At 55.0% G+C, this 23,872-nt stretch carries 26 protein-coding genes; 13 read left to right on the forward strand and 13 right to left on the reverse strand.

The window, feature by feature from the left end:
- Positions 1-724 precede the first annotated feature (724 nt).
- From ACR0DH_RS14210 to argE, 7 genes are all read left to right on the forward strand, one after another.
- Positions 725-1,078: a roadblock/LC7 domain-containing protein gene (locus ACR0DH_RS14210; protein ID WP_480550100.1), complete on the forward strand. Its 354-nt coding sequence runs from the start codon at positions 725-727 to the stop codon at positions 1,076-1,078.
- Between the two features lie 111 nt (positions 1,079-1,189).
- A complete protein-coding gene (locus ACR0DH_RS14215) occupies positions 1,190-1,867 on the forward strand; it encodes a response regulator (protein WP_480550098.1) in 678 nt (225 codons plus the stop codon).
- Positions 1,854-3,224 (forward strand): sensor histidine kinase, encoded by a 1,371-nt coding sequence (locus tag ACR0DH_RS14220; RefSeq protein ID WP_480550096.1) that lies wholly within the window; start codon positions 1,854-1,856, stop codon positions 3,222-3,224. The genes ACR0DH_RS14215 and ACR0DH_RS14220 overlap by 14 nt, the downstream gene beginning before the upstream one ends.
- A 237-nt stretch (positions 3,225-3,461) precedes the next feature.
- The gene (locus ACR0DH_RS14225; RefSeq protein WP_480550094.1) at positions 3,462-3,641 is read left to right on the forward strand and encodes a hypothetical protein; all 180 of its coding nucleotides are present in this window, start codon (positions 3,462-3,464) and stop codon (positions 3,639-3,641) included.
- A gap of 551 nt (positions 3,642-4,192) precedes the next feature.
- A complete protein-coding gene (locus tag ACR0DH_RS14230; protein ID WP_480550092.1) occupies positions 4,193-5,557 on the forward strand; it encodes a sensor histidine kinase in 1,365 nt (454 codons plus the stop codon).
- A gap of 157 nt (positions 5,558-5,714) precedes the next feature.
- Complete coding sequence (locus ACR0DH_RS14235; RefSeq protein WP_480550090.1) at positions 5,715-6,470, forward strand: LysR substrate-binding domain-containing protein; 756 nt, start codon at positions 5,715-5,717, stop codon at positions 6,468-6,470.
- A complete protein-coding gene (argE, locus tag ACR0DH_RS14240) occupies positions 6,467-7,612 on the forward strand; it encodes an acetylornithine deacetylase (protein ID WP_480550088.1) in 1,146 nt (381 codons plus the stop codon). The genes ACR0DH_RS14235 and argE overlap by 4 nt, the downstream gene beginning before the upstream one ends.
- Positions 7,613-7,965: 353 nt before the next feature.
- Here the strand turns inward: argE and rplT are convergent, their stop codons facing one another.
- The 5 genes from rplT to pyk all read right to left on the reverse strand — a co-directional run bounded on the left by rplT (position 7,966) and on the right by pyk (position 12,416).
- Entirely contained in the window at positions 7,966-8,331 is a 366-nt protein-coding gene (gene rplT / locus ACR0DH_RS14245; protein WP_152457001.1) for a 50S ribosomal protein L20, read from the reverse strand.
- 14 nt (positions 8,332-8,345) lie between these two features.
- The gene (gene rpmI, locus ACR0DH_RS14250; RefSeq protein WP_010443552.1) at positions 8,346-8,546 is read right to left on the reverse strand and encodes a 50S ribosomal protein L35; all 201 of its coding nucleotides are present in this window, start codon (positions 8,544-8,546) and stop codon (positions 8,346-8,348) included.
- 184 nt (positions 8,547-8,730) lie between these two features.
- Positions 8,731-10,281: an alanine/glycine:cation symporter family protein gene (locus tag ACR0DH_RS14255; RefSeq protein ID WP_480544910.1), complete on the reverse strand. Its 1,551-nt coding sequence runs from the start codon at positions 10,279-10,281 to the stop codon at positions 8,731-8,733.
- A 12-nt stretch (positions 10,282-10,293) separates the two neighbouring features.
- On the reverse strand, positions 10,294-10,731 hold the full coding sequence (locus ACR0DH_RS14260; RefSeq protein WP_170531537.1) for a universal stress protein: 438 nt from the start codon (positions 10,729-10,731) through the stop codon (positions 10,294-10,296).
- 239 nt (positions 10,732-10,970) lie between these two features.
- Positions 10,971-12,416 carry a pyruvate kinase gene (gene pyk, locus ACR0DH_RS14265; RefSeq protein ID WP_480550086.1) on the reverse strand — a complete coding sequence of 482 codons (1,446 nt, stop codon included), beginning with the start codon at positions 12,414-12,416 and terminating at the stop codon, positions 10,971-10,973.
- Positions 12,417-12,543: 127 nt separating this feature from the next.
- Here pyk and ACR0DH_RS14270 point away from each other — a divergent pair, with 127 nt between their 5' ends.
- From ACR0DH_RS14270 to ACR0DH_RS14280, 3 genes are all read left to right on the forward strand, one after another.
- Entirely contained in the window at positions 12,544-13,281 is a 738-nt protein-coding gene (locus ACR0DH_RS14270) for an N-formylglutamate amidohydrolase (protein WP_480550084.1), read from the forward strand.
- A 58-nt stretch (positions 13,282-13,339) separates the two neighbouring features.
- Positions 13,340-13,579, forward strand: coding sequence for a DUF6868 family protein (locus tag ACR0DH_RS14275; RefSeq protein WP_480550082.1), 240 nt, complete (start codon positions 13,340-13,342; stop codon positions 13,577-13,579).
- 76 nt (positions 13,580-13,655) lie between these two features.
- On the forward strand, positions 13,656-13,970 hold the full coding sequence (locus tag ACR0DH_RS14280) for a DUF1244 domain-containing protein (RefSeq protein ID WP_480550080.1): 315 nt from the start codon (positions 13,656-13,658) through the stop codon (positions 13,968-13,970).
- Between the two features lie 42 nt (positions 13,971-14,012).
- Here the strand turns inward: ACR0DH_RS14280 and ACR0DH_RS14285 are convergent, their stop codons facing one another.
- The 3 genes from ACR0DH_RS14285 to dgcN all read right to left on the reverse strand — a co-directional run bounded on the left by ACR0DH_RS14285 (position 14,013) and on the right by dgcN (position 16,923).
- Positions 14,013-14,873 carry a D-amino-acid transaminase gene (locus tag ACR0DH_RS14285; RefSeq protein WP_480550078.1) on the reverse strand — a complete coding sequence of 287 codons (861 nt, stop codon included), beginning with the start codon at positions 14,871-14,873 and terminating at the stop codon, positions 14,013-14,015.
- An 11-nt stretch (positions 14,874-14,884) separates the two neighbouring features.
- Positions 14,885-15,850, reverse strand: coding sequence for an N-acetyl-D-Glu racemase DgcA (gene dgcA, locus ACR0DH_RS14290; protein WP_480550076.1), 966 nt, complete (start codon positions 15,848-15,850; stop codon positions 14,885-14,887).
- A gap of 71 nt (positions 15,851-15,921) precedes the next feature.
- The gene (gene dgcN, locus ACR0DH_RS14295) at positions 15,922-16,923 is read right to left on the reverse strand and encodes an N-acetyltransferase DgcN (protein ID WP_480544915.1); all 1,002 of its coding nucleotides are present in this window, start codon (positions 16,921-16,923) and stop codon (positions 15,922-15,924) included.
- 295 nt (positions 16,924-17,218) lie between these two features.
- Between dgcN and ACR0DH_RS14300 the strand changes: the two genes are divergently transcribed.
- Entirely contained in the window at positions 17,219-18,181 is a 963-nt protein-coding gene (locus tag ACR0DH_RS14300) for an L-malyl-CoA/beta-methylmalyl-CoA lyase (protein WP_480550074.1), read from the forward strand.
- A gap of 54 nt (positions 18,182-18,235) precedes the next feature.
- Here the strand turns inward: ACR0DH_RS14300 and ACR0DH_RS14305 are convergent, their stop codons facing one another.
- Both ACR0DH_RS14305 and ACR0DH_RS14310 read right to left on the reverse strand, forming a co-directional pair.
- Complete coding sequence (locus ACR0DH_RS14305) at positions 18,236-18,814, reverse strand: PA14 domain-containing protein (RefSeq protein WP_480550072.1); 579 nt, start codon at positions 18,812-18,814, stop codon at positions 18,236-18,238.
- A 115-nt stretch (positions 18,815-18,929) separates the two neighbouring features.
- Positions 18,930-19,382 (reverse strand): Lrp/AsnC family transcriptional regulator, encoded by a 453-nt coding sequence (locus tag ACR0DH_RS14310; protein ID WP_480550070.1) that lies wholly within the window; start codon positions 19,380-19,382, stop codon positions 18,930-18,932.
- A gap of 73 nt (positions 19,383-19,455) precedes the next feature.
- Between ACR0DH_RS14310 and ACR0DH_RS14315 the strand changes: the two genes are divergently transcribed.
- Entirely contained in the window at positions 19,456-20,052 is a 597-nt protein-coding gene (locus ACR0DH_RS14315) for a LysE family translocator (RefSeq protein WP_480550069.1), read from the forward strand.
- Here ACR0DH_RS14315 and ACR0DH_RS14320 read toward each other — a convergent pair whose 3' ends face one another.
- Positions 20,053-20,886, reverse strand: coding sequence for an AraC family transcriptional regulator (locus tag ACR0DH_RS14320; RefSeq protein ID WP_480550067.1), 834 nt, complete (start codon positions 20,884-20,886; stop codon positions 20,053-20,055). It abuts the gene before it with no gap.
- Positions 20,887-21,010: 124 nt separating this feature from the next.
- Here ACR0DH_RS14320 and ACR0DH_RS14325 point away from each other — a divergent pair, with 124 nt between their 5' ends.
- Entirely contained in the window at positions 21,011-21,973 is a 963-nt protein-coding gene (locus ACR0DH_RS14325) for an acetyl-CoA carboxylase carboxyltransferase subunit alpha (RefSeq protein ID WP_480550065.1), read from the forward strand.
- Positions 21,974-21,977: 4 nt separating this feature from the next.
- Here ACR0DH_RS14325 and ACR0DH_RS14330 read toward each other — a convergent pair whose 3' ends face one another.
- Positions 21,978-23,108 carry a lytic murein transglycosylase gene (locus ACR0DH_RS14330; protein WP_480544921.1) on the reverse strand — a complete coding sequence of 377 codons (1,131 nt, stop codon included), beginning with the start codon at positions 23,106-23,108 and terminating at the stop codon, positions 21,978-21,980.
- A gap of 112 nt (positions 23,109-23,220) precedes the next feature.
- Positions 23,221-23,868 carry a GntR family transcriptional regulator gene (locus ACR0DH_RS14335; protein ID WP_480544922.1) on the reverse strand — a complete coding sequence of 216 codons (648 nt, stop codon included), beginning with the start codon at positions 23,866-23,868 and terminating at the stop codon, positions 23,221-23,223.
- Positions 23,869-23,872: the final 4 nt, after the last annotated feature.

Consider the following 23,872-nt stretch of genomic DNA (forward strand, 5'->3'; position numbering starts at 1 on the left):
TGAGCCACAGTCGGCGTCTGAATACTCGCAAGGCCGGTTGATGAACCATTTGCGCTGAAGCTTCTATTTTCCGTCAACGTAAAAATCAATTCTTACAAATGTTTAAGCTTTCTGAAAGGTTGGTTAAAACTCTGGATACTCTACGGACCACTTAGTCGTTTGGTAACGAGGCGAAGGTCTGATGCTGAGTTCTGTTCTACCTGTTTTGGCTGGCGTTCTTTTCGAACTCGGACATTTGTGGCCCGCATTCCTTATGGGTCCGGAAAGTGTATTGGCTCTTTCAACCAACACTGCCCAATACATGGCCCCAGCCTGCGTTATCGCGTTGAGTTTTTTGCACAGAGGCCAGAACAGCTCCCGAGACCCAAGTGCAACAATTTTGAAAGTCACATCAGAACCCAAGTGTCTTCCCCATCAAAGAAAAAGAGATCTCCCTTGTTTGGATGAAAGATTGGTTGATCAGGTGTTTCTTCACGCCCAAGCAGTTCGAAACAACAGTCACCCAGTTCGACGTTCTACTTCCACGATCACAACGAGAATTGGATTGTAAATGTCGAGACCCAAAGATGAGGCCACCTCAGTGCTGGCCAGATTTAACGAGAGATTTGGCCTGGTTCAAAGGCACGTAATCACCATTCCACCCGCAAACAACGGAGCCAGCCCAGACAATAAGGCGTCTGGTGTGGTTCAGACCAACAATTCCAAGGCCAAAAAGGAGCCAAACATGTCGTTGGACATTTCCAAACTAAGTGAAATCAAAGGTCTTCTGGGTGCGTGCCTCGTCGACAGTGATACTGGCCTTACTCTGGGTACAGAGGGCGGTTCCAAGTTTGATCTTGAGACCGCAGGGGCAGCAAATGTTGAAGTCGTCCGTGCCAAACTTCAGGCAATTGAAGCTTTGAAGCTTAACGACACTATCGAAGACATTCTGATCACGCTTGGCAAACAGTTTCATCTGGTTCGTCCACTGGACAAAAACCCAAACATTTTTGTGTACGTCGCGCTAGACAAGAAGACCGCCAATCTGGGTCTCGCACGACTACAAGTAAAAGCCGTCGAAGAAACGCTCAGCCTCTAGTCTGTAACGAAATGCCAAATGGACTTAGCCATCCCGTTATGGCTGAGTTCAGTTAACCCCGCATTGGTAATTGCGATAAACGGGTTCAACGATAAAGTCGGAGGTCTTAAAATGAAAATACTCGTCGCAGAAGACGACAAAAAGACCGCCGATTTTGTCAACTCCGGGCTGAGAGCGAACGGCTTCAGTGTGGAGTGGTATGATGATGGCCGAGATGCTCTTTCGTATTGTTTGTACAACGAATGTGACGCCATAGTCTTAGACCGTATGTTGCCTGGAATGGATGGTCTATCTGTTCTCAAGGCCCTGAGGGCAGCGAAGAAACAGACTCCAGTTTTGTTCCTCACATCGATAGGCGACGTTCAGGACAGAGTTGAGGGTTTGACCGAAGGGGCGGATGATTACCTGGTTAAGCCTTTTCATTTTTCAGAACTTCTGGCGCGCCTAAACAGCATTATCAGACGACAGCCGACCAGCATTGCCTCAACTGAGCTTCACGTCCACGATCTAACGATGAATCTGCTTAGCAGAGTGGTTAAAAGGCAAGACGTTACAATAGAGTTGTTACCTCGTGAATTTGCGCTGTTGGAAGTTTTGATGCGGAATGCCGGTCGGATCGTGACACGCAACATGCTTTTGGAGCAAGTCTGGGACTACAACTTTGATCCAAATTCGACCGTGATCGAGACGTATATAAGTCGCTTGAGGTCGAAGATCGACAAACCCTTCGAGACGCCACTTTTGCACACGTCTCGAAACGTTGGATACAGCCTTCATGGGCCGCTTTAGCATTCTCTCAGGTGCCCCGTTCCGATCAGCTTGTTTCGCGGCATTGATAGTCTGGATCATAACTGCTGTGTTTGGCTATGCTGCCTACTTAGCGCTTGCAGACAGGCTTCGCAGTGATCTCCAGCAACAAATCCTCGACGAAGAGCTCCTGCTTCATGAGATCTTACAGGACGGCGGCTCGGACGCAGTTCAGCGAGCAATTGAACATTTGAATAGTCCCAATCGAACTGGGCTTCACGTCGTCGCGCTGTTTAACCAGAACGGTTCAGCACTTGCTGGATCAATTGCGAAAACACCCGAAACGATAGGTTGGCACGAAGTCGATCCAGATTTTTTGAAAATCGGTGGGACCGCCCCTGTCTATCTTCTCCATGTATCAGAGTATCTTGGGTATCGCACAGTGGTCGCCCGTAGCCTGACAACACTTAATCAGGCTTTGAAAACCCTTTGGGGAGGGTTGTTGCTGCTGACGCTTTCGATAACTGCCGCTGTCCTGGGTCTTGGCTACTACTTCAGTGCTCAAAACATCCGAAAACTCCAATGGATTGAGCGAAACCTCGACCAAGTCTTTCAAGAAGATGTCAATTTTCGTCTTCCCGTGTCAGATACAAGCGACCTATGCGATCGAATTTACCATATGATCAACCGACGTCTCGATTGGATTTCGAGCTCACCCAACTGTTCTCAAACCGCTGCAGTCACAATTGCCCGCGATTTGAGGGGCCCACTAACGAACGGGTTCATGGCGCTACAAAAGGTGTATAGCGAAGTTGAATATGGTGGCGACCCGCGTCCAGGCCTTGGTGATTTAGAGAAAAACCTTAGGCGCATCAGAACTGTCTTCGACACAGTACTCAAAGTATCTCAGATCGAGGCAGGCGGCCATGAAGTAAGCTTCCAAACCGTCAATTTAAGTGCGCTCGTTGAGAGTGTGGCAGAGGCGTTTCATCCGGTTGCGGCAGAAGCAGGTAAACACATCACCGCAGACTACAACGCCGACACGATTTTGATACGAGGCGATGAAAACATGCTTAAACGGCTGCTCGTCAATCTTGTGAATAACTCACTCCGGTTTTGCCCTTCTGGGTGTTGGATCAGGATTTCCCTTACGGCCACGACTGAAGCGATACAGCTGGTTGTTGAAGACAATGGACCGGGGGTTCCAGACCCACAAATCAACAAGATTTTTGACGCGTTTTTCCGAGCTGACCACCCAAAAAACGACGCCGGAAATGGACTTGGCCTATCGCTTGTTAAGGCCATCGCGATGCAGCACGGCGCACTTATCACCGCAGAAAACAACAAACCGGGCCTGCGGGTATGCGTGAGCTTCGGGAAGCCTCCGATTGCGGCCTGAACACAAGCGGAAGATTTGTGCAGCTCAGAATTCTAACCATCACCAGGACCACTCAGGCCTGAAAGCTCAACCTCTTTGATCGGAAACACAATGATAAATAATGCAATATTCCTAATGGCGCTCTTGCCTGCGAGTGCCGCGACGGCGAACGAGACAGTATTCCAATGCACGTCAGAAACAAACGGAGAAGTAGTTCAGGTTTTTCAGGATACTGACCTCTCAGAAGCGCGACTAATAGTGCAGGATACAGAAGGCATAGCCTCGGTCGCACACGGTCTGGACGGCGTGACATTCATTCACGTCAAGCCTGACGAAGTCTGGACGTTGGTGCTCCACTTCCCAACCATGACCTATGAGTTGTCCACTCATGGTGCCACACCAATCGAAGATCATGGACACTGCACAAAGAGTGAATGATCAACGCAAATCACTCGGTGTTCGCAGGGAAGATCGCAAAACCCTTTCAAAAACGTAAGGATGGTGAAAACCCGCTGGAAAGACCACGTTGCAAAAGATGCCGTCAGGTTCGGAACTGAATGCGAATACCCGACTGAGGAAGCACTCGTACCCCTCCTTGAGGGTGTTACCGGTACCGTGAAGACACGGACCACTCACTCGTAAGCACGCTTCTCTCAGTCAAAGCACCGCGCCCTTCCTCCCCCTCGGAAGGGCGCGGTGTAAGTTCGCCTAAACTTGGCTTTCTGTTGCTTCCTGAAGCCGGCCGTGAACTGACTGTCAAAAGTGGCTCGCTGTGCGCAATCGAGTGCAGCTTGTATGGACGCCAACGCATCGACTTTACTGAACTTCGTTGGGTCTGCATCGCTAGTGTTGCAACACATTCGGCCAAATTCCCCATTTTTCGACTGAAAATGCAGCTAAAACCCTCAGATCACATGCTTGATCCGCCAGAACAGGTTCGTCGCTAGCCGAACCAAATGGTGACGACACAAAAACCGGACTGAAGAAAAATGAAACGCTCAAACATTGTATCTGGAGCAGCTTTTACTACCGCGTTGTATGCAGCGGTGGTCATACTTTTTTCGGTTGCAGCATTGGCATTTTTAACCTTTGAAAAAATTCGTGGCGATTTGCAGCGTGAAATGGACTCGTTGTTAATCGATGAAATGCGTTTCATTCAGGAAATTCTGGACGACAACGACAACGATTCCGACGTTGTACAAGCGATTGATGACGCGACACTCTGGTTGCCGTTTGACACGAGTTTGATTGGCCTGTTCAACAAACAGGGGAAGCGTCTGGCAGGAAACATCGACGAATACCCATCCTTTCGCGGCTGGGGAGAAATTGAGGATGATGGCATTAACTTGGGGGGTGAAAAACGTAGCCATCGGGTAAATGTGCAATCCTACCGTGGCTTTGTAATCGTGGTTGGTCGCGATCTTGCGTTTGTAAAAAGCACACTTCGATCGTTGGCTTGGTCGTTGATAGTAATCGGGCTTGTGGCAACGCTGTGTACTCTGTTGGTGGGCTACATCACCAGCATAAGAACTTATCGCAAGCTCGATCAAATGGCGAAGACGCTCAACAAAGTCTCAAGAGGGGAAGTCAAAGCGAGACTCCCTGTCGGCAAGAATAACGATCAGATAGATCGAGTTGCGCAGCTGATGAACGGTCATCTCGAGAACCTAACATCCTTGATGTCCACGACGCGATCAGCCGCCGCTGCCATTGCACACGATTTGAAAAACCCGCTCACCCATGCATACATCGCACTTCAGAAGGCGAAGGATTCACTGCAATCGGACGGTCAATCTGTCGAAGCTATAGATCAAATTCAATCTGAACTTGATCGTCTTAAATGGACATTTGAAACAGTTTTGCGGATCAATCGCATCGAAGAAGGCAACAGTTCCAAGGCGTTCAGCTATCTGGATTTGAATAGACTAGGTAGAGAAGCTGTTGAGAACATGATCCCACTGGCGGAAGTGAAAGGACAAAGCCTTAGATTTGCGGAGAACCAAGCAGGGCGCACGCTTATTGAAGGCGATGAGGGTATGCTGAAACAGCTCTGTGCAAACCTCTTGCAGAACTCTATTGATCATTGTCCGGAACATTCCAGAATTCTCCTAACTGTAGAACAAGAAGAAAGCACCACTACGCTTTCGGTTGTTGACGATGGCCCTGGCGTCCCCGAAAACACACTGGGCAAGCTTTTTGTTCCCTTCTATAAACTAGAAAGTGAACGGAATAGTGTTGGGAATGGTTTGGGTTTGGCGCTGGTGAAAGCGATCGCAGACCACCATTCATCGCTCTTAACGGCCACAAACAATTCACCTGGGTTGACTGTTTCAATTCAATTCGAAGTTGCGTAAGGGCACCTAATAGGTGAGCGAACCTATCTTGGTGTTTACGAAACTTGGAACCGAAGAAGGTAGTCGAACAACCAAAGCCGGGAGAGACTGTCTCGAAACAGCGACCATTCAAGGTGCCGACAGGGCGGGGAGGATCAAGCACGCTCAGGGCCTTTCTTTGACCCAAGGCGGACAAAGAGTCTTCGAACAAGCGCGCCAGGTCCTAAATGGCGCACGGGAAATCACGAGCATTGCCGCCGAAATCTCTGGCACTGCGCGCGGCCCTCTGGCGGTGGGCTGCTTGCTCACCTTCGCGCAACTGGTCCTGCCACGGATGCGGCGCGGGTTTGAAACCGTTTATCCGGATGTCAGGGTTATCCAACGAGAACTGAACCAGGCAGAGAACTTGAATGCGTTGCAACGTTCTGAGATCGACATTGCGCTCACCTATGACATGGACATCCCGACGGACCTCAACTTCATCGGGCTTGTGCGTCTTTATCCCTTTGCATTGCTGCATTCTGGGCACGAGCTGGCTCAGCGAACATCTGTGTCGATGGCTGATCTGGCAGACTTGCCGATGGTTCTGCTCGACTTGCCGATCAGCACCGACTATTTTTTGTCTTTGTTCACAGCCTCTTCCTTGCAGCCCCGGATCGTAGAACGGACGCGCGACATGGCCGTGATGCGGTCAATGGTGGGCAACGCCTTTGGCTATTCAATTGCCAATGTGCGGCCGCAAAGCGATGTTTCGCCGGATGGCAGCCCTCTGGTCTGCGTTCCGATTTCAGGGCCCGTCCGGTCATTGCGCATGGGCCTTTTGACCACACATGGCGCGGACAAATCCCGCACCGTGCGGGCGTTTATCGACTACGCTCAGAATCAGGCCAGTTCTGGCGCCTTCGAAGGCATAGGAGGGGAGGCGCTAACGTGACGCTTTCACTGGAGGTGCTGGAGCGATTGATTGCGTTTGAAACGGTGAGTGATCGCTCAAATCTCGCCATGATTGCCTTTGTTGAGGACTTTCTGCGTTCTCGCGGGTTCCGCGTGCAGCGCATTGCAGACGCGAACGAGCCGAAGGCGGGTATTTTTTCCGAAATTGGTCCGTCAGTTGAAGGGGGGCTACTACTTTCTGCGCATTCTGACGTTGTGCCGGTCGATGGTCAGGTTTGGAGCGCTCCCCCTTTCAAACTGACACGGCAGGGTGGTCGGCTGTTCGGGCGTGGAACGACTGATATGAAAGGCTTTTTGGCGGAAATGTTGGCTTTTGCTGATACCGTGCAAAACCACGACCTTCGAGCGCCTTTGAAGCTCTTGATTTCCTATGACGAAGAAATCGGATGTGTCGGGATTTCGCGTATGAAAGGCCAATTGCTTCCGCTACTGGGACGTCCGAAATTGGCCATCGTGGGCGAGCCGACCGAGATGCAGGTGGCGATTGGCCACAAGGGGAAGCGCGCATACCGAACCGACATTCGTGGTGAGGCCGGCCACTCTGCGCTGGCACCCCATTTTGTCAACGCACTTTATGTGGCTGTTGGTTTTGTCGAAAAGATACGCCAGATGCAGCAAACGGTTCGACAAACCGGAAGCCGTGACGACGCTTATGATGTGCCCTACACCACCTTTCATGTGGGGCAGCTCTTAGGCGGTGCAGCTCTAAATTTGGTGCCCGACAAAGCAACACTTTTGTTTGAGTTCAGACATTTGGCAGAGGATGACCCGGATAGCTTCGAGGCACAGCTACAGCAAGCAGCCAACGCGGTTATAGCGAGCTTTCCACCAGCCGCTCAAATCACACTTGAGAGGTTGGCAGGATATCCCGGGCTGTCGATCGCAGGCTCTGTGCCGGTGGTCTCACTGGTACAATCCTATTGTGCTGGCGGCACAACCCATGTTGCCTTTGGAACCGAGGCGGGGATTTTATCCGAACTTGGGGTGGAGACGGTTGTTTGCGGGCCAGGGTCCATGGCTGAACAGGGTCACAAGCCCGATGAGTTCATTTCCATGCAACAGTTGGTTGCCTGTTCACTCATGCTGAAAAAAGGAGCAAATGAGATTTTATACAACCGCTAGATCAGTTCAGCGTCCGGTCACATGCAATTGTTTTGGCACCCCAAACCTCGGGCGCAACGCTCGTCGCGTATCAGCACATTTGATGCATCAACGTTTTGGCAGAGACTAACCATAGCTGCGAGAGCGATGGCTGAGAGGCATAGCTTCGGGCACTGACCGTGTTGTGTCTCTACCCTCCGGTGATCTGTCTGCTTGCCGAACCAGATCACGCATCGCCGCCAGGCAGTGCGTTGCACAGCGCGGACTCAGTGCATCATGAGCTTAAGACCTGTGTCTTGCGACCTTTCTCTGAGGACAGAAAAAAGGCCGCCCCAAATGGGACGGCCATTCTTTCACTGTCTCTGTTCAGAGGGTCAGGCGGTCAGAGCAGCCTGAGCTTTGGCGACGATCGCGCCGAACGCTTCCGGTTCGTGCACGGCCAGGTCGGCCAGAACTTTGCGGTCCACTTCGATACCGGCCAGGTTCAGGCCGTTGATGAAGCGGGAATATGTCAGAGCCTCGTCATGCGAACGGACGGCAGCGTTGATACGCTGGATCCACAGCGCGCGGAAGTTGCGCTTGCGGTTCTTACGGTCACGGGTTGCATACTGGTTGGCCTTGTCGACGGCCTGACGGGCAACTTTGAAGGTGCTCTTGCGGCGGCCATAGTAACCTTTGGCGGCCTTGATGACCTTCTTGTGACGGGCGTGAGTTACGGTTCCACCTTTAACGCGGGACATCTCTTAATCTCCTCTTAGCGGTCGTAGGGCATGTAGCCCTTGACGATCTTTGCGTCGGGGGCGGACAGGGTGGTGTTACCACGGGCGTCGCGGATGAACTTTTTGGTCCGCTTGATCATGCCGTGCCGTTTGCCGGCCTGGCCAGCAAGGACCTTACCGGTCGCAGTCACCTTAAAGCGCTTTTTGGCGCTCGACTTGGTCTTCATCTTAGGCATTTCCGTCTCCTTCACTCGGGTTCGGTTTCAAACGCGACTCGGCATGCCATCTCGGCCGGTCACGCAACAGATGCGCCGTTTACGCAAGTTCTGTCATGCTGGCAAGGGGGTTTTGACCAGAATCCGCGGATTCCGACGGCGGTCAGAGGCACCGGGGCGACGTAGGCCGCCCCGGTGAGATTGCTTAGTGCTCGAACTTGCGGATCTCACCGCTTTGCAGCCGTGAAGCGTAGGAGGCCAGCTCCTGCCGCACCACTTTCATCAGGAAGTAGAGCGCAAAGACGTTCACAACCGCCATCGCAAAGATCGCCGCATCCGAGAAGTCGATGACCGGGCCAAGGTTGGCCGCCGCACCGATGACAACGAAGATGCAGAAGATGATCTTGAACACCAGTTCCTTGGTGTGGCCTTCGCCGAACAGATAGGTCCAGGCCTTGAGGCCGTAGTAGGACCAACTGATCATGGTCGAGAACGCAAACAGCACCACCGCAATCGCCAGGATGAACGGGAACCAGCTGAAGGCGCTGCCAAAGGCAGCTGATGTCAGGCTGACGCCGGTATTGCCATCAACGGTTGCAATCGCGCTGCCTGCTTCGTTCAGCAAGTAGTTTCCGGTTTCTGGATCAATGAGCAGCTGCTGGGTGATGATGATCACCAAAGCGGTCATGGTGCAGATGACAACCGTATCGATGAATGGCTCCAGTAGAGACACAAAGCCCTCGGTGATCGGCTCCTTGGTCCGAACAGCCGAGTGGGCAATCGCAGCAGAGCCAACGCCGGCTTCGTTCGAGAACGCCGCACGTTTGAAGCCCTGAATCAGCGCACCAACCATGCCGCCTGCAACACCAAGCCCGGTGAAGGCACCTGTAAAGATCTGACCAAAGGCCCAGCCAATCATGTCGGCGTTCATGATGATGATCACCAAAGCAGCGGCGACATACATGACCCCCATGAAGGGCACGACTTTCTCGGTCACGCGCGCGATCGACTTCAGACCGCCCACGATAACGAGGAACACCACCACAGCGAACACAATGCCTGTGATCCAGCCGGGATAGTCGCCGACGATGCCTGCGATCTGCTGGTGAGCCTGATTGGCCTGGAACATGTTCCCGCCACCAAGCGCGCCCAGAATACAGAAGATCGAGAACAGAATCGCCAGAATTTTGCCACCTGGCAGGCCAAGTTCGTCGAACCCTTTGGACATATAGTACATCGGGCCACCGGAAACCGTACCGTCTTCGTACTCATTTCTGTATTTCACGCCCAGCGTACATTCGGTGAATTTTGAGGCCATACCCAAAAGACCGGCGAGAATCATCCAAAAGGTTGCGCCCGGTCCACCGATGCCAATGGCAACTGCCACACCGGCGATGTTCCCAAGGCCGACTGTACCGGACAGAGCTGTTGCCAAGGCCTGAAAGTGGCTGACCTCACCCGCGTCATTGGGATCCGAATAATCACCCTTCACCAGCCGGATCGCATGACCGAAGAAGCGAAATTGCACGAAGGCAAAATACAGCGAGAAAACCGATGCCGCGACGACCAGCCAACCTACGATCCAGGGAAAGCTGGTTCCCGGGAATGGCGCGAAGATTGTATTTACGAATGGACCTGTTAATTCGGCAAAGGCCTGATTGATCCGATCATCTAATCCTGGTGCCTCTTGCGCCAGAGCAGCGCTTGCCGTGAACAAGGATGCGACAAGCAGAGTAAGTAGTTTCAAAGTTTTCATTGTTCTGCCCCCTCAATTCACAACTGTGACAGGCACGTCGGCATGCATCACCAGATTCTGCGTCGAGCTGCCAAAGATGCGCTTTTTGATACCGTCGGCCGAGGATCGGCCAACGACAATCTGCGAGCCGTTGTTTTCAACCGTGATCGCATTCAGCGTTTCTGCCACGTCTCCGTGACGCACCACGCCTTGAGCTGTGAAGCCCGCTGCCTTGAGGCCGTCCACCGCAGGGGTGACGATGCGCGTTGTCGCCAGTTCAAGCTCCTCTTCGCGCCGTTTGTGACGTTGGGCGTTTTCTTCTGGGGTCTGGAATGTGTAAGGCGACCATTCGATGACATAGGCCACCAGAAGCTCGCAGCTACCCATCCCTTTGGCCAATTCCTTGGCGAAGGTGAGCGCGCGTTCTCCGGTCTCTGTCCCATCCAGTCCGATGACAATTTTGTTTGTCATTTCGTTCCTCCATTTATGGTTGTTATCCGGGGCCCGTGCCCCCGGTGGGCGACCGGAACCTGGAACATGTTGAGTGATCGCCCTAGGGCCTTTATCGGGAATTTCCACCGGAAAATGAAATACAATCTGCAAGATTCGCCCTAAACGGACAAAATTCGCTTAGAAATCAGGAGATTCTTGGTAAAATGGCCCGCTCTGCAACGCAAAGCGGGCCGTTTTGAAGCAACTGAAGTGCCCCGTTATTCTGGATCAGTGCTGTAGATAAGGCGTTCGTCGCAGGGTGCCACGCGCAAGATATTGGTGGTGCCAGGCACGTTGAAAGGCACGCCTGCGGTAACCACGATCTGATCGGTCTCTGAGGCAAATCCACCGGCGCGGGCCGCGCGGGCTGCATTGACCACTGCGCTTTTGAAACGCTCAAGCTCGGGTGTCATGACGCAATTGCAGCCCCAACTGAGGCACAACCGGCGCGCAGTCCCCATCAGAGAGGTCATGGCAATGATCGGCACACCGGGCCGTTCCCGCGCTGTCAGTGACGCGGTGGTGCCGCTTTGTGTAAAGCAACAGATTGCCTTGATCTCAGTCTTCTCGGCAATTTCACGGGCAGCAGCCACGATCCCATCGGCCACAGTAGTGCCCTTTGCTGTGCGAGAGGCTGCAATGATCTGTGTATAGGTTGGATCAGCCTCAACCTCGATAGCGACCTTGTTCATGGTCTGCACCGCTTCGATTGGGTAGGACCCAGCCGCAGATTCCGCGCTGAGCATGATGGCATCCGTGCCTTCATAGATGGCGGTGGCCACGTCGGACACTTCGGCGCGAGTCGGCATCGGGCTTTCAATCATGCTTTCCAGCATTTGGGTTGCCACGATCACAGGCTTGGCTGCCCCACGGCATTTGCGCACCAGGCGCTTCTGGATCGGCGGCACCGCAGAAACGGGCAGTTCTACACCCAGATCACCGCGAGCGACCATAATGCCGTCCGAGGCATCCATAATGTCATCAAAGGCCTCAACCGCAGCAGGTTTTTCAATCTTCGACAGGATGGCGGCACGGCCATCGGCCAGCGCGCGCGCCTCGAACACATCCTTGGCCCGTTGTACAAAGCTGAGCGCCAACCAATCGACGCCCAGCTGGCAGACAAATTCCAGATCCTCACGATCCTTGGCCGACAAAGCCGCCAAGGGCAGCACGACGTCCGGAACGTTCACCCCCTTGCGGTTCGAGATCGTGCCACCGATTTCAACCGTGCAGTTCGCAAAATCCTGTCCACATTCATCGACGATCAGGCGAATTTTACCGTCATTGACCAGAAGATGCGCGCCCGGTTCGAGCGCCGCAAAAATCTCGGGATGCGGCAAGCAGACACGCGCGCCATCCCCGGCAGCCGGGTCAAGATCCAGACGAAATGCTGCCCCTTCAGCAAGGTCTTCGGCATCATTGGCAAAGACACCTACCCGCAGCTTGGGGCCTTGAAGATCAGCAAGAATGGCAATCGGGCTGTCCAGATCCTTTTCCACCTGCCGTATGATCCGGTGCCGTTCACGAATCTCATCGTGGCTGCCATGGCTCATGTTCAGGCGGAACACATCTGCCCCGGCCTCGTGCAAAGCGCGAATAGTGTCATAGTCATTGGACGCCGGTCCCAGCGTCGCCACGATTTTTACATTTCTAAGGCGTCGCATTGTTTGTGCTCTCCTTGTCCCTCGGCAGTCACAAAATGTTACCGCAAACAGTCGTCGGGATGCTTATTGCGCAATTCCCTTTTTGACGCAACTGCCCTACACCTGCGGCAAACTTGATGACAGGCTTATGACGTATTCTCCTTACTTTGTGCACGGCGAGGATCGCTCCTCCCGTTGGCTGATCACCTGCGACCACGCAACCAACACTGTTCCGCCACAGATCAATGGCGGAGACCTGGGCCTTCCAAGAGAAGATATGGAGCGTCACATCGCCTATGATGTTGGCGCCTATGAGGTGTCAAAACATCTGGGGGAGCATCTGAATGCCCCGGTGATCGCGGCCAATTTTTCTCGGCTGGTGATCGACCCCAACCGAGGTGAGGACGATCCGACCCTTTTGATGAAACTCTATGACGGCTCAATCATCCCCGGCAATCGTCATGCAGACATAGCCGAACGGGAGCGGCGTTTGAACCAATGCTATCGCCCGTATCACGATGCGCTTGAAAAGCTGGTCAATAAACCGGATGCCATCATCATTTCGATGCATTCGTTCACCCGACAACTCAGGGGTCGCGAGCCGCGTCCTTGGCATGTCGGCGTTTTGCACACACCGGATGAGAGGTTTTCGCGCCCACTGATCGATAGGCTCGGGGTCGAAGATGATCTGTGCGTTGGTGTAAACGAACCTTACACCGGCGTCCTCCCCGGTGATGCAATTGACAAACATGGGACAGCCCACAATCGGCCAAACGCCCTGATCGAGCTGCGCAATGATCTGATCGCAGACCACACCGGGCAACGGGCCTGGGCCGAACGCTTGGCGGTGATCCTGAAGGACGCATTGGTGGCCAGCGACCTTTGATCCACGTCATTGTGAGACCTCCATTTAGCCCCCAAATTCAGGGCAGATGGAGGTGACCATGACACAGGAGTTTCTGACAACTGTCTTTGGCTGGATGGCGGTGCTCAACATCGCGGTTTTGCTGTTCTCGACCCTTATGATTGTTCTGATGCAGGGCTGGATAGCCGGTATTCATGGCCGGATGTTCCAAATGGAACGGCCAGACGTGCGACGTGCCTATTTTCGGTATCTGGCCAACTACAAGATACTGACATTGATCTTCTGCATTATCCCGTGGCTGGCCCTGAAGCAGGCATGACGCAGAGCTTGTTGAAACAAAGACGCCAGAACGCTAGGTCAGAAAGAAATCGCATCCTGTATTCCGGAGCCAGACCATGGACAAGCAAACCGAAATCGAACTTCAGGCCGCCGCTTTCCGTCGATTGCAAAAGCACCTGATGGAAGACCGCACCGACGTTCAGAATATCGACATGATGAACCTGGCCGGGTTCTGTCGCAACTGCCTATCACGCTGGTATCAGGAAGCTGCGAACGAAAAAGGCATTGAGATGGGCAAAGAGGAGGCCCGTCAAGTTTTCTACGGCATGACCATGGATGAGTGGAAGGCCAACTACCAGACCGATGCGAGCCCCGAGAAACAGGCCGCATTCAATACCGCCTTCGAAGAGAATGTGGGCAAAAAAGACTGAGGCTCATAGGGTAAGACCCGCCGGATTGGCGGGTCTTTTTGATTAGATTGCCGCTTTTCGGCTTTCATCCAGATAAATCTCGCGCAAGCGCTTGGCGATCCGCCCCGGCGTGCCGTCGCCCAGAGTGACGCCGTCGATCTCAACCACTGGCATGACGAAGGCGCTGGCCGAAGTGGTAAAGGCCTCATCCGCCTCTTTGGCTTCATCAATGGTGAACAGGCGTTCTTCAACTTCCATCTGCGCCTCAACCGCCAATCGCAGAACAGCCTTGCGGGTGATGCCGTGCAGGATGTCATTGGACAAGGGGCGCGTGACGATCTTGCCGTTTTTTACGAAATAGGCGTTGTTGCTGGTGCCCTCGGTCACATAGCCGTCTTCGATCATCCAAGCATCATCACACCCAGCCGCCTTAGCCATCATTTTGCCCATCGAGGGGTACAGCAATTGCGTGGTCTTGATATCACGGCGACCCCAGCGGATGTCATCGATCGAGATGATCTTTGCACCTTTGCGCGAGGCAGGGCTGTCTGCCAGACCCGGCTTGTTTTGCGTGAACAGAACCAGCGTCGGTTTTGTATCCTCGGACGGGAACACAAAATCCCGGTCCCCATCGCTGCCGCGCGAGACTTGCAGGTAAACCAAACCTTCTTCGATACCGTTCAGTTCCACCAGTTTACGATGAATCTCCAGCAGTTCGTCCTTGCTACAGGGCTCGGCCATCTGCAATTCGTCCAGTGACCGTTTCAGGCGCACCGCATGACCTTCGAAGTCGATCAGCTTGCCGTCCAGAACGCTGGTCACCTCGTACACCGCATCAGCCATTAGAAACCCACGATCGAATATCGATACCTTGGCCTCGGTCTCAGGCAAGTAGTCGCCATTCACGTAAACAGTGCGGGTCATGTGTTGTCTCCTCAGCCCCAGAGGCTCACTTCTGGCGGATGCACCCCGGTGTCATCAAAAGTAAGCGGTGTGTCGCGGTCTTCGGCCAACAGAAGCGGGCCGTCAAGGTCTGTAACCATTGCATTCTGCGCCAACAGTGTCGCAGGGGCCATGGCCAGAGAGCTGCCGACCATGCAGCCGACCATGACTTTGTAGCCCTCAGCCAACGCCGCCTCGCGCAGCAGCAAAGCCTCGGTCAGACCACCGGTCTTGTCGAGTTTGATATTGACCACATCATACTTACCCTTCAGTCCGGGCAGACTGGCCCGATCATGGCAGGATTCGTCTGCACAAACGGGCACAGGCCTGTCCATCCCGATCAGCGCGTCATCTTCACCTGCGGGCAAAGGCTGCTCAACAAGCGCCACACCCAACCGCACCAGATGCGGTGCGAGGTCGGCGTAGACCTCGGCGGACCAGCCTTCATTGGCATCAATGATGATGGTCGAGTTCGGCGCGCCAGCCCGTACGGCCTCTAGTCGGGGCATATCATCGGGCGTGCCCAGCTTGATCTTCAGCAAAGGACGATGCGCATTCTCAGCCGCCTGAACCTGCATCGCTTCGGGCGTTGCCAGCGACAGCGTATAGGCCGTGATCTCAGGACCCGGAACCGGCAGACCAGCCAATTCCCAAGCCCGCTTGCCTGCGCGTTTGCACTCCAGATCCCACAGCGCGCAATCCACAGCATTCCGCGCGGCGCCTGCCGGTAACAATTCTATCAACGTCTCACGCGTGAATTCTGTCGGCAGGCCCGCGATCTCGGCTTCAACCGAGTCCAGCGTCTCATCGTATCGCGCGTAAGGAACACATTCGCCCCAGCCCTGATGGGTTCCATCCGAAATTCGAACCGTCAGCACCTTCGCCTCGGTCCGCGACCCGCGCGAGATGGTGAACACCTGCGCCAGTCGGAACACATCACGAGAGACCTCTACCTGCACGCGCAAGCTCCTTCATCGTTTTGAAAAACGCCCGCCAGAGACGTTGGGGAGCCACTGACGGGATGTTCAGATCACAAAGCGGCCAGCGCGTCCACCAGCTTGCCCGCGCCAAAGCGATAAGGGTCAGTGGTCGGAAGCCCTAATTCTGCCTCAACCTTTGCGATATACGCCTTAGCGTCATCCTCGCTTAGATGCTGTGTGTTGATCGACACACCTGCCACCTGACAATCGGGGTTTGCCACCTGCGCCAAGGGCAAAGCTGTGTCGCGCAGCTGCTGTAATGTCGGCAGAGAATACTCGGGCAGACCACGCATATGGGTCCGGGTGGGTTCATGGCACAAGATCAATGCGTCCGGCTGCCCGCCATGGATCAGCGCCATGGTGACACCGGAATAGGAGACATGGAACAAAGATCCTTGCCCCTCGATATGATCCCAGTGATCAGGGTCGTTCTCAGGCGTCAGGTATTCCACCGATCCCGCCATGAAATCTGCAACGACCGCGTCCAGAGGCACGCCTTGACCGGTGATCAAAATCCCGGTTTGACCAGTGGCCCGGAATGTGGACTTCATGCCGCGCTCGCGCATCTCGGCATCCATCGACATCGCCGTGTACATCTTGCCTGCAGAACAATCGGTTCCAACAGCAAGGCAGCGCTTGCCAGTACGCTTTCTCCCGTTAGCAATCGGATAACCCACAGTCGGCACCCGTACATCATGCAAAGTGCAGCCATGAGTCTGGGCGGCGGCCACCAGATCACCCTCATCCCGCAGCAGGTTGTGCAGGCCCGATGCCAGATCATAACCCATCTCCAGCGCTGCTATCAGAACCTCTTTCCAGGTTTCGCTGATAATGCCACCGCGGTTTGCAACCCCGATTACAAGCGTCTTGGCACCAGCGGCCTTACCTTCGGCCAGCGTCATTTCTGTCAACCCAAGGTCAGCTTTACACCCCTCCAGCCGGATTTGGCCTACCGCGTTTTCCGGCCGCCAATCACGGATACCAATCGCAACCTTTGCGGCCAACAGGTCGGGCGCATCGCCCAAAAACAATAGATACGGTGTCTCGATCATTGCGGTGCACTCCTCTGATTCCGGCTTAAGCTAGAGAAGCCCACGAACGAGCGTTTCGCGTATTCACCAGCCCGGCCACACTACCGTGCGTTTTTTTTGCGCAAGATGCACATCACATGCAATAATCTTCGAAATTCTCAAAGTGATTAAACTTTAATCGCCGGCTTCATATCCCACAATCGCAGTTTCTGCACATGCAATGCCGCATGCGCAAAATCACGGTTGCACCAGCCTGCGTAATTTAATACCCCAATTCACAGAAAAATCGTAATTTCCTTACTCACACGAGGTCCCGATGAGTTTTCGCATCCAACCCGCCGCACCGGCCCGGCCAAATCGCTGCCAATTGTTTGGCCCGGGCTCGAACACCAAATTGTTTCCCAAAATGGCCGCGTCTGCTGCGGATGTGATCAATCTGGACCTCGAAGATTCCGTAGCACCCTCTGACAAAGAAGTCGCGCGGGCTAATGTGATCGAGGCGCTGAACACCATCGATTGGGGCGGGAAATACATGTCTGTGCGGATCAACGGACTGGATACACCTTATTGGTACCGCGATGTGGTGGATGTTCTGGAACAGGCTGGTGACCGCTTGGATCAAATCATGATCCCCAAGGTTGGCTGCGCGGCCGATGTCTATGCAGTTGATGCACTGGTCACGGCCATCGAGCGTGCACAGGGCCGAACCAAACCGATCTCGTTCGAGGTCATTATCGAATCCGCCGCAGGCATTGCCCACGTCGAAGAGATCGCGGCGTCATCTCCACGCATGCAGGCCATGAGCCTGGGTGCTGCGGATTTCGCGGCATCGATGGGAATGCAGACCACCGGGATCGGCGGCACGCAAGAGAACTACTATATGCTGCGCGAAGGCGAGAAGCACTGGTCTGACCCTTGGCACTGGGCGCAAGCCGCTATCGTCGCCGCCTGCCGCACACATGGTGTTCTGCCAGTCGATGGGCCATTCGGCGATTTCAGTGATGACGACGGCTACATCGCTCAGGCCAAACGCTCGGCAACATTGGGTATGGTCGGCAAATGGGCGATCCACCCCAAGCAGATCGCGCTGGCCAATGAGGTATTTACACCATCGGACGAAGCCGTCTCGGAAGCGCGTGAGATTCTGGCCGCGATGGAGCAGGCCAAAGCCAATGGAGAAGGAGCCACCGTTTACAAAGGCCGTCTTGTCGACATCGCATCGATCAAGCAGGCCGAAGTCATCGTGGCTCAGGCCGAACTGATCGCCGCAAACGGCTAAGCAAATACAAAAAAAGGCACCCATTGCGGCGCCTTTTTCCAACAGATCATTAGACTATCGGCCAAATACTTCATCTGGCGTCCAGGTGAACCTTTCACCCTGCTTGCCCCATTTCATCATCAGGCAGGACGACCCGTATTTCTGGAAATACTTTATCTTCAATGGGTACCAACCCGCTTGCGGAACTTCAACCTCGGTCCGTTGATTGGCTTCGCATGGCTGGCGGTCGTTCACATACCCAATCTGCTGCCCACCGATCCACGCATCAAGCCCATCGTTCGACCATGTTTCCAGTTCATAGACGCCAGCTGAATCAAAACGGATGTATCCAGTAATGTCGGCAGCAACGTTGTATGCCTTATCAAACGTGAGAACTGGGTCGCCGTCTTCAGTATCGCGATAGTCCAACCCCTTTAAGGGTGGCCCTGCTTTGGCCTTTTTCAAAAGGTAGTCCACTTTGGACAGGTTCTGAATTTTTCGTGGGGGGTTCCCCTCCCACGCGTATTTCACATCCAGCCCTGCCTTGGGGCTGGGCTGCGGATCAGCGGGTTGCAATTTCAAAGGGGCTGCGACAGCAACTCCAGCGAGAAGCGCGATGGCAGGTGCCATTGCCCCTATTGGAATGTAGTTCATATTTATCTCCCTGTGCGCGCCTTGCTTCGGGCTGGACCCATCGGCGTCGTCATTGAGTTAACACTATGACGAGATTTTTTACCTCGCAAGAGAGTGATAGATCACAATATCAAGCTCAAGCGCGCTGATCCTTGGGAGACCCCATAACCACATAAGAGGTGATCGACGTCACGTGCGGCAGCGTGCCCAGCACTTCGGTATGAAAGGTTTTGTAGGATGGCAGGTCGGCGCATTCTATGCGCAGCAGATACTCGATCGTTCCGGTGATGTTGTGACACTCGACAACTTCCGGTGCACGCTGCAACGCGCGTTCGAACCCTTCCTGGGCCGCTTTGGTATGTTCACCCAAACCGACGCCGATATAAGCGACAAAACCTTTGCCCAGCGCAACCGGGTTCAAGACCGCGCGATAGCCCAAGATCACCCCGGCCTTCTCAAGCTCCTGCACACGCCGCAAACAGGCCGAAGGGGACAGACCAACACTATCCGCCAGTTCCAGGTTGCTAATGCGCCCATCCGCTGTCAGCTCTCGCAATATATCACGGTTTATTTGATCAATTTTCGCCATTAATTGTGAAGTTATTGCAATAGCGCACAAGAACGCAATTTCATTTGCGTAAGTTGCCGCAAATATTCGTCCGATGACCTACGATATCCTGCTCGCCCTGATTGCCTTTGCTTTCGTCTCCTCGATCACACCGGGGCCGAACAACCTGATGCTGATGGCGTCGGGCGCGAATTTCGGATTTCGCCGGACGATCCCGCATATGCTTGGGATTGGTCTGGGCTTTACCTTTATGGTTCTGCTGGTGGGCGCTGGCCTGGTGCAACTGTTCAATCAGTATCCCATCAGTTACACGATACTGAAAATCGCCTCGGTCGTATATCTTCTGTACCTGGCCTGGAAGATCGCGCATGCAGCCCCAACTGAGAACAGTGCCGAGGTCGGTACGCCGATGACCTTTATGCAAGCGGCCGCGTTCCAATGGGTCAACCCAAAGGCTTGGGCAATGGCCCTGACCGCCACAACCGCCTATGCGCCGGGCCAGACGCTGAATGTCATCCTCATCGTCGCGCTTGTTTTTGGGGCGGTCAACTTGCCCTCGGTCAGCACGTGGACGGTACTGGGTCAACAAATGGCGCGGTTCCTGACGAATCCGCGCCGGTTGGTGGTGTTCAACTGGACGATGGCCGCGCTGTTGATCGCATCGCTCTATCCAGTTCTTTGGCCCAATTGATCACTTCAACGGCAGGCAGATTTCCGTCAGCAGATCCTCGGGCGCGGTCTCGCGTGGATCGTTGAGGTAGACCTCATAACATGGTTGATCCGCCGGTTCCTCGCCCGAGGTCGGAAGCCAGTTTCCGAACAGGCTGTCATAGGCCGCATGTATGCCGGAATACGGGCCTTTGAACGTCAGTACCGCCGTTTTCCCACCCGGAATGTTCATACCTTCCATACCATCGGGCGTCTCATCACCCCGGTATTCAGCGCCGGCATAGCTGCGTAGCTGATCCGCGGGCACTGCTTCAGGGTTATCCAGGTAAATTCCGATCACCGGGCCCATCTGGGGCCACAATTGTCGGGATTCACACAGGGCGCCGAAGGCTTCGAAACTTCTGCCGATTTCGGAGTAAGCGCCTTTATGGGGCAGGGCAATAATGCGGCGGGTGGGTTCTGTTCGCGTCGTCACAGGATACATGGGATATTCTCCGGTTTTGAAATGTGGATGCGACGGAAGAACTTGGCCTGTTTTGCGAAAGGTGGCAGGGCTTCTGCCATAGGCCTGAGAAAATGCCCGCGTAAAGGACTTGAGATTGGGATACCCAATCTCGGCTGCAATCTGCGGCACCGGCCTGTCGGATTGTAACAGCCAGGTCGCGGCGCGATGCAGTCGCAACCTTCGCACCGCTTGCGCGCAGGTCTCGCCCGTCAGCGCCCGAAACACGCGGTGCCAGTGGAAGCGCGACATTGCGGCGACATCGGCCAACGCATCCAGTGACAGGTCCCCGGCGGGGTTGTCATGAATATATGTCAGAACGCGCAGCACTCGGTCTTCGTAGCGGGTCACCATTGGTGTCTTCCCTTTCTTCCTCGCCCGACTGAATTTGCATATTCTTGAACCACAAATCTTGCTGAGTTGCATCCGGGGCAACCACGCGGCATATAGCTAGGAAATTTCACGCAGGTGAGGCGGCATGACCCAGTATCTGGATTTCGAAAAACCCTTGGCCGAGATCGAAGGCAAAGCGGAAGAGTTGCGCGCGCTGGCTCGCGCCAATGAAGAGATGGATGTGGCCGAAGAAGCCGCAGCACTGGACGCCAAGGCCGCCAAGCTGCTGGATGAGTTGTATGCGGATCTGACCCCCTGGCGGAAATGTCAGGTGGCGCGTCACCCAGAACGCCCGCATTGCAAAGACTATGTCGATGCCTTGTTCACGGAATTCACACCGTTAGCTGGGGATCGGAACTTTGCCGACGATCTGGCCGTAATTGGCGGACTGGCCCGGTTCAATGATCAGCCAGTGATGGTGATCGGTCACGAAAAGGGCTCGGATACCAAATCGCGGATCGAGCGAAATTTCGGCATGGCCCGCCCCGAGGGGTATCGCAAAGCTGTGCGCCTGATGGAAATGGCCGGTCGCTTTGGTCTGCCTGTTATCACCCTGATCGACACTGCCGGCGCCTATCCTGGCAAAGGGGCAGAAGAACGCGGCCAGTCTGAGGCGATTGCCCGGTCGACCGAGATGTGCCTGAAGATAGGAGTGCCTCTGGTCTCGGTTATTATCGGCGAAGGTGGGTCCGGTGGGGCCGTCGCCTTTGCCACTGCAAACCGCGTTGCGATGTTGGAACACTCGGTCTATTCGGTCATCTCGCCCGAAGGCTGCGCCTCGATCCTCTGGAAAGATTCCGAGAAGATGCGTGAGGCCGCCGAAGCGCTGCGCCTAACCGCCCAAGACCTCTACAAGTTGGGCGTCTGCGACCGCATTATCACCGAACCCAAGGGCGGTGCCCATCGCGGTCGCCCCGAGACGGTCGAGTCGGTTCGCGCGGCAATCGCTGCCATGCTGAAAGAGCTGGACGGCAAAGACGCGGCGGCCCTGATCAAAGACCGCCGTCAGAAGTTCCTGGATATTGGCTCAAAGGGACTGGCGGCGTAACTCGTCAGCCGCCCAAACGGCGCAACAACTCAACCGAAGGCATGCCGGTTACGGCCAAGCCATTCGCGCGCTGATAGCCGCTGATCGCGGCCTCGGTATTCTTGCCGATCACCCCATCCGCGCCTTGCGTGTCGTACCCGGCTACCGTCAGGCGGCGTTGCAGGTCCTTCCGGTCCTCAAGAGTCAGACCCGTTGCATCCGGCCCGAACGAGACGTTGAACGGCGCCCCCCCGGCGATCCGGTCGGACAAGTGCCCGACGCCAATCGCGTAGCTGTCCGAGTTGTTGTACCGCTTGATCACATTGAAATTGCGGAACACGGCGATTTGGGGTCCCGGAACCTGCGGCTGTAAAACCGCGACGGGCGTGCCCGATACGGTGCCGACCTCTCCGCCCCAGGGTTGACCACGCACCCAACCCGCTCGCGACAAATAGGCGGCAGTTGAGGCTAGCGAATCCGTCGGGTCCTCGGACCAGATATCGCGCCGTCCGTCACCGGTGAAATCAACCGCATAAGCCAGATACGAGGTCGGGATGAACTGTGTATGACCCATCGCCCCGGCCCAGCTGCCGGTCATGTTTGAGGGCGAGGTATCACCCTCCTGAATGATCCGCAGCGCTGCCACCAGCTGTTTTTCGAAGAACGCACCGCGCCGCCCGTCATAGGCCAGCGTTGACGTAGCCGAGATCACCGGCACATCCCCGCGCCGCGCGCCATAACGGCTTTCCAGTCCCCAAACGGCCACGACCACCTCTTTGTCGACGCCATATTGTGCTTCGATCTGAGAAAGCGTGCCGTTGTAACGCTGCAGCATCTGCTGGCCGGTGCTGATCCGTTCATCCGAGGCGGCGATGGCCAGATAATCCTCCAGCGAGCGTTTGAATTCGACCTGATTGCGATCACGCTCAATCACGCCGGGCAGATAACCTGCCCCCTGAAAGGCGCGGTTCAGGGTGGATTGCGAGATGCCCTGAGAAGACGCTCGGGTTTTGAAACCAGCAACCCAGGTATCATATCCTGCATTCGGGACAGATTGCATGCGTGATGCGGGCGCCCGTGCCGGAGCAACCCCGCTGCTACACCCCGCCAAGACCGCCGCGCCAAGGCCGATTGAAAAGGTCCGTCGATTGATCATGTCTGACATCTGCTCTTGTTTGTGATTTGCCTCAGCCTAGCGCAGAGCACGCGCGCAAACCAGAACGACAGACAGGGACCGGGACGAATTCGACAGGTAGGCGGTTCGTCGCTTAACTGACCAGCAATCGCAAGCCCTGTGTCACGTCCGAACGCACGGCAAGGCGAAGACCAGGCTCATCCCCGGCCTTGAGCGCGGCTATGATCAGCTTGTGATAATGTGGCGGCTCGGTACGGCGCAGTCTGCCATAAAGCGCACGCATCGTAGGGCCAAGCTGCAGCCAGACAGTTTCGGCCATAGCCAACATCGCGGGGGCTTGGGCCCGCAAATAAAGCGTGCGGTGAAATTCCAGATTGGACCGGATATATCCCACCGCATCTCGTTTCGTCACCATCTCGGCGACGGTCATATTAATGCTCTGCAAACGGTCGATCAGTGCGATATGCGCACGCGGCAAGGCGCGGCTAGCCAGTTCAACCTCTAGCAACGCCCGCAGTGCCGCCAATTCTTCGATCCGGTCATTCGTCAGCTCCGGTGTCGACACGCGGCCAGACGAGGACAGGATCAAGGCACCCTCGGCAGCCAAACGCCGCACCGCTTCGCGCGCGGGGGTGATCGAGACGTCGAACTCTTTACCAATCCCCCGCAGGGTCAGTGCCTCACCCGGTGAAATCTCTCCGTGCAAGATTCGGGACCGCAGGGCACGGTACACCCGATCATGCGTTGCGATTTGAGAATCTGAGGGACGTGTCGCTAACATGGCT

Source organism: Ruegeria sp. I1, assembly GCF_056532675.1.